General features: G+C 45.4%; 1 protein-coding gene. It reads right to left on the bottom strand.

Going from position 1 to position 7,112, the window contains the following annotated elements; all coding sequences use genetic code 11:
- On the bottom strand, positions 1-7,112 hold a 7,112-nt coding region (locus tag HY58_RS19110), incomplete at both ends, for an S-layer family protein (RefSeq protein ID WP_156123762.1).

Raw genomic sequence — 7,112 nt, forward strand, 5'->3', positions numbered from 1 at the left:
CTGGCGGCGTAAAGGTCACCGCGGGTGCCGCCGTCCACCTAATCACCTGTTCAAATGGCTCGCTCTGATTGTTACATGCATCAACAAAAATCCAGATACGCGTTTGGCTTGCGTCACATCCTACCAAAGTAATTGCACTGGTTTGTGGGTACCCTGAAAGTATTGTTGGTGTACCACAATTATCTGTTGCAGAAGGAGTCACAAAAGCAGCAGCCGGATCAACTGGATTACATCCCAAATGTGGAATTTCTGCTAAACCCGTCACCACCGGCACTTCCACATCCCCTCCAGTAAACACCACATCCACACTTATCGGATTACAACCATCAGTAACTGTATAGGTGTATGTCCTGGTCCAGGAACAATCAGTACCTACATCTGTAGTACTAACTAATACAGCAGTAACTGTTGCACAGTTGTCTGTATATAATGCCGCAATAGATGCCAAAGTTGGAGCCGGCGGTATCTGTGATGGATCTGATAAACATGCATCCCCTACAGCCCCACCTGGTAATACACCAGTCAATACAGGTGCCTCAGTATCCTCAATCGTGATAACCTGAGTAAAGACCTCACTTACATTTCCACAATCATCAACAACTGTCCAGGTATTGGTATATGTGCCGCCACATCCGTTCGCCAGTGCAACAAAGGAACCGGCAACTTTCACTGGCGTTAAGCTGTTATCACAAACATCAGTTGCTACAGGAGCAGCTGCCTGCGCCGCCGTTAACCCCGCTGCATCAGAACACTCGAGCGTAACATCCAGGGAACCCGCAACGGTTGTCCAGACAGGTGCCTGCGTATCGTCAATATTGATCGTTTGCACCGCGGTCGAAAAATTACCACAGGCATCTGTAATGGTATAAGTTCTTGTAACTACAATTGGACAGGTCCCACTTCCCACATCATTGCTGCTCACCAGCAAAGCAGCATCGGAAGTACAGTTATCCGTAATCGTTAGACCCGCTGCCTCAAGCGAAGATATCGTTGTCATTGCCGCCTGGGCATCCGTAACTGCACATCCCTCAAGATTTAGAACCGGAAGACTACCAGTGATCACCGGCGCCTCAGTGTCATCTACATTAAAGGTCTGCGTTAGCGTAAGAATATTTCCACAGATATCCGTGATGGTATAGGTCCTTACAACTACTATCGGACAGGTACCCGCAGCGGGAGCATCCATAAACGCCACTACAAGACTGGCATCTGCTGTACAGTTATCGGTAATAGTTATACCTAAACCTTCAAGACCTGCAACAGTTGTTGCCGCCGCAGGTATTACAGTGATATCACATGCGCTAAGATCCAGCGTTCCCAAACTACCGGTAACAACCGGAGCTTCATTGTCTTCAACAGTTACAATTAATTCACATGGTGTACTTGGACAATTATTCGCTGTTGTTACCAGCGATACAGTATACTGTCCACATAAATTTCCTGCAACTATAGTTACAGTCTGACCTGTTGATGATCCCGAAATAATTGCATCACCTGTAACCGTCCACTGGTATGTATAACCTGTACCAGTAGGGCCAGTATAAACATTGGTGGAACCTGGACAAACATTTGTTGCACCAGTAATATCACAAACAGGAATTGGATGTACAACAACAACCACATCCATGGTACCACCGGGACAAACACCATAGGCCGTACTAACCTGGTAAGTATAAGTGCCCGCATTTGGTGGACAAGCTGTTACCGTTGGCTGGTTAGTGACATTCAGGTAATATGGACTTGGAACACCAGCCGGATCCAAGAGTGTCCAGTTATAGGTTAATGGTAAAGGCGGTGGATTAATCCCCGCATTATCAATTGCCCAAATACTATTGGGTGATCCGGTATAACTCCACCTGATCTTAAGGTTGGACAAGCCCAGGTAATTAGAAAGATCAATGGATGCTGTGGGCCAACCTTTAAAAGGATTACCTAAAGTGGCGGGTCCGATTATTTCCATTAATGGAACAGATTGATAAGTTGCTCCTCCATCAGTAGATATCTCAACTTTAATACTGGCACCTGCCTTAAGATCGTAAGCCTGCTGGAATGTAAAAACTGCCGAATTCAAGCCAATCAAATTAAATACCGGCGTCATCATTGTAGTAGTGACACTTCCAGTTGCAACTGCATATTTATCCTGATCTGGATTATCATATACAACTCCAAAGGGATCGATGGGATTCGTAAGATTCCATGGTGAATTCACTTCATTATCCGCACTTGCCTCGATATTATGCGGTGCTCCGTTATATGTAGCAGACCATCCCTCATTCTGGTCAAGGTTAGCACTGTTGAAAGCCTGAACATCCATCCATCCTCCGGGGAATCCTTCTGCTACTGCAGATAATACAGTACACTCTCCTTCACAAATAGCTGGAGGATTGGCAAGCACACTCGTAGGGGGAACCGGCGGAATAACACTTACTACAGCAATGCTTGAATAGGCATCCGGACAAACACCACCTTCAATTACTGCTCTATAAGAAATAGTTTGGGTTAGATTTGAATAAGACTGAGTTGTACTGGTATTGCTAACTGGAGTCCATGTACTACCACCGTTTGTGGATGATTCCCATCTCACAACCGCACCAGTATGCCCACTCAATGTAAGTGTGCCGCTATTCGAACCCGAACACACCGTTGTAACTGCCGGAGTAATATTTCCGCCAACAGGAACAGGCGCTACAGTTAATGTTCCGGTCAGATTAGTATTCACACAAGGCCCGGATGTCTGTACTGTATAATTAAATGTTCCGTAAGCAGTGGGAATTCCACTGATTGTAAGAACCGATTCGGTAACCGTACCCGTTACACCAGCAGGCAATCCGCTAACGCTTACATTTGTTGCGCCACCACCAAAGGTATATGCTATATTAGTTATCGGGGTATTGGCACATACAGATTGCGTATTGCTTCCAGTTGTAAGCGCTAATGTTGAATTCTGGTTGATCGTTATGGAGCCCGTCAGCGTTTGATTTATGCAAGGACCCGTTGTTACAATTGTGTAAGGAAAACTTCCAGTCACTGTTGGTGTACCACCGATGGTAACCAAACCTGCTGATGTATTTGCGGTTATACCTGCTGGTAAGCCAGTAACTGTTACACCAGTTGCTCCACCACCAATTGCATAGGTTATGGGGGATAGTGCAACGGCCTCGCAACTTACCCTGTTATTTGAACCGGCTCCGGATGTTAAACTCAATGTGGAATTTGCATCCACTGTAATTGTTCCACTGAGCGAAACATTCTCACAAGGCCCCGCTGTTGTTATAGTGTAACTGAAACTTCCTGGTGCAGTAGGGGTTCCGCTAATGGTAAACACCCCATTACTGTAGGCACCTGTTAAACCAGCAGGCAAAGCTCCTGATGTTAAAGATGCACCCGTTCCGCTTCCACCAACCGCATAAGTAATTGGTGTTATAGCACCAGCTGATACGCAAGTTGTTTGTGCATCGGTGCCTGCCGCTGAAGATAATGTTAACGTTGCATCGGGCGTAACGGTCAGTGCAGCAGCCGTGGATATGATAGATGAACAGGTGTAACCTGCCGGACCAGTTATTATAACATCATAATTACCAGCATCAGCAGCATCCACGCCACTGATTGTTAATGTGGGGGAAGTGGCACCAGTAATAGCCGTTCCATTTTTTCTCCACTGGTATGTCAGCGGATCGCCATTAGCATTAGCCACTACAGAGAAACTTACATCCTCGCCAATACATACGGTTGATGCAACAGGTTGTGCTGTGATAACGATTGCCTGGTCAACATTTAATGTCCGCACCGCAGATGTAACCGGCGCACAGGGCGCAGTTCCACTTACTACCACATAATAACTTCCATCATCAGAAAGAGCCACCTGGTTGAAATGCAAATTAGCTGTTTGGGCGCCTGTGATATTCGCGGAATTTGTAACGGCAGTTCCACCCGGCGCTGTTCCCTTATACCATTGGTAAGTCAGCCCTGTTCCTGTTGCAACAACAGTAAAGTCGGCCGGGAAGCCAGCACACACACCAAAGTTTGCAGGTTGTGAAGTGATGGTAACAGCCCTGTTTATTGTTAATGTTGTAGAAGCTGTTGCAGCCACGCATGGACCTGCCGGATCGTTGGTAGTATAGGTCAGCGTTACCGAGCCGGCATTAATATCTGTGGCACTGGGAGTATAAACTGCAGTAGGTGAATTATTGCTGAATGTGCCGGTTCCACTGGAGGTCCAGGTTCCGCTTGTCGCACCGCCACCAATGGTTGCAGCCATTGTTGCTGTTCCATCCGAACAGATAGTTTGGGCGGGTCCTGCAGTTACAATTGGCAATGGCCTTACTTCTATTGTCCTCGTATCCGTAACAGCAGCACAACCTCCCGGCGCATTTGTTGTTAAGGTTAGCGTTACAGTTCCAGTGAAATTGACTGCAGGTGTATATGTTACAGTTCCTGGCGTTGCCGTTTGAACGTTATTACTACTTAATGTGCCGCCGCCGCTGGTGATTGTCCACGCGCCAGTGGTTGCTCCTCCTCCTACAGTGGCTCCACTCAATGTTATGGCCGTTGGTGTAGCAGATTGACACACTTCATTTGGGCCACCAGCTTCAACAGTTGGTAATGCAGTTACAGTAATTGTTCGTGTAGCCGTTGCTGGGGGACAAGGACCACCACCCGTAGTAATGGTAAGAGTTACTGTTCCTGAAAAATTAGGAGCCGGACTATATGTTACGGTTGAAGGATTGGCAGTCTGTGCCGTGTTACTTAAACTTCCCCCACCACTTGTTATTGACCATGCAGCAGTTGTAGCGCTTCCACCAAGTGTAACTCCGCTTAGTGTAATTGCTGCTGGAGTCGCAGACTGGCAAACTGAAATTGCCGGACCTGGATTTACAGTTGGAAGGGATGCTACGATTATAGTTGCATTCGAAGTTAAATTTTGTACGCATGTTGCAGCATTAGGATAAGCAACACTTACAAGATTATATGTTGTGGTGGCGGTAAGGTTTCCAGTATTCAAAGTTGCTGTGCCACCAGCTCCTACTGCTATTGTCTGGACAGCACCTGTTCCAACTCTATAACTTATGACAGTGTTTGGTGTAGCTGTAAAACTAACAGTAGTTGATGTGCCTGTGCAAATGGATGGTGTAACCGATAAACTTGCAGTAGGCAATGGCCGTACAATAACAAGCATTGTGTCTTCAATTACAGGACATGCTATGGTAGTGACATTGCTTCTGAGAATAATTGGAATTGTTCCGGTTGTGTACCCGACTGGCAATGTGTAAGTGCTATTCAATCTTATAGGAGAACTTATATTTCCTTGTGAAACCACCCATGTATACTCATTGTTTCCATTAATTGTACCCTCGATATCCCCAGCTAAAGTAATTGAATTTGTGCCCACACAAATATATTGATCGGGGCCAGCGTAGAGCTTTGGACTGCCAATAATAATCTCTTGTGATTCGACGGTACTGTTTCCACAGACATTGGATGCTACAACGGTAATATTACCAGTCACAGCATTAATATTCGCAGTTACTCCTAAGGATGTTGTACCCTGTCCGGAAGTAATTGTCCAACCTGCAGGCACTGTCCAGGTATAACCTGTTGCCCCGGGAACTGGATCAATAGTATATGTAAGATTCTTTGTTGGACAAACAGTGGTAGGTCCTCTAATTGTATCTGGCTGTGAAGGAACTCCTGGTACGGTTGTAACAGCAAGTATTGATGCAGCACTTGTGCCACAACTATTGGTAGCAGTAACAGTGATATTTCCACTTACAGCAGTTCCAGTTGTTGATACTGTAATGGAATTTGTTGTAGCGCCTGCAGTTATTGTCCAACCACTCGGAACAGTCCATGTATAGGAAGTTGCATTTGGCACAGCTGTTATACTGTAAGTCAAACCTGTTCTACTAACACATTGGGTCGCAATTCCGGTTATAGCTCCGGGGGTTATTGGAGTTGGAGGATTCACTACCATACTCACCACATTACTTGTTGCTGTTGCCGGTGTTGCACAGGGTGCATCAGAAGTCATTACAACACTTACCTGATCGCCATTCACCAAACTTGATGTAGTGTATGTATTAGCGTTAGTACCTATATTCGCTCCATTTAATTTCCATTGGTAGGAAGGATTTGATCCACCATTCGTTGGTGTTGCTGTAAATGTTACTGAATTACCCGGGCAGATAGGAGAAGCAGAAGCAACTATACTAACAGCTGGAACTGGTGCTGGTAAAACATTCATCGTGATTCCTGTACTTGTCACAGACACTGGATTCGCACAAGGAGCATTCGAAGTCAATTCAACAGTTACTATCTGACCATTTGTTAACGTGGTAGTAGTAAATGTTGGACTATTCGTTCCAACATTCGCACCATTTATTTTCCATTGATAGGTTGGACTGGTTCCACCATTAGTTGGGGTAGCGGTAAACGTTACGGAAGTGCCGGGGCAAATATCATTTACAGATTCTGCAATACTTACTGCTGGTACAGGCACTGGAAGAACATTCACTTCAACACCAGTGCTTGCAACAACTGCTGGACTTGCACATACAGCATTTGATGTCATCTCTACAGTTACAAGCTGTCCATCAGTTAAACTGCTGGATGAAAAAGTGGGACTATTTGTTCCAACATTTACACCGTCAACTTTCCATTGATATGTTGGACTAGGCCCTCCATTTATTGGTGAAGCTGTGAATGTAATTGAAGTGCCCGGACAGATATCATTTACCGATTCTGCTATACTCACAGATGGAATGACAAGGTCATTCACAGTCATTGAAATCTGGTTGCTGGTTGCCGTAGCTGGTAATGGACATACAGCATTTGAAGTCATCAATACAGTGACTCTATCTGCATTTGAAAGAGTAGTAGAAGTAAATGTATTGCTATTAGTTCCAACATTAGCGCCATTCACCTGCCATTGATAAGATGGAGTTGTTCCTCCACCAGTAGGAGTAGCTGTAAATGTTACAGATGTACCCGCACAAATTGTTGATCCAGGATTTGCTGAGATTAAAACAGAAGTTGGTGTATTGGGTATTATTGTAACATCTGTAGTACCCGCTGCACTCGTACAGCCATTCACCGTTACGGTTACACTATATACT

It is taken from the genome of Flavihumibacter sp. ZG627 (assembly GCF_000814325.1).
Lineage (GTDB): Bacteria > Bacteroidota > Bacteroidia > Chitinophagales > Chitinophagaceae > Flavihumibacter.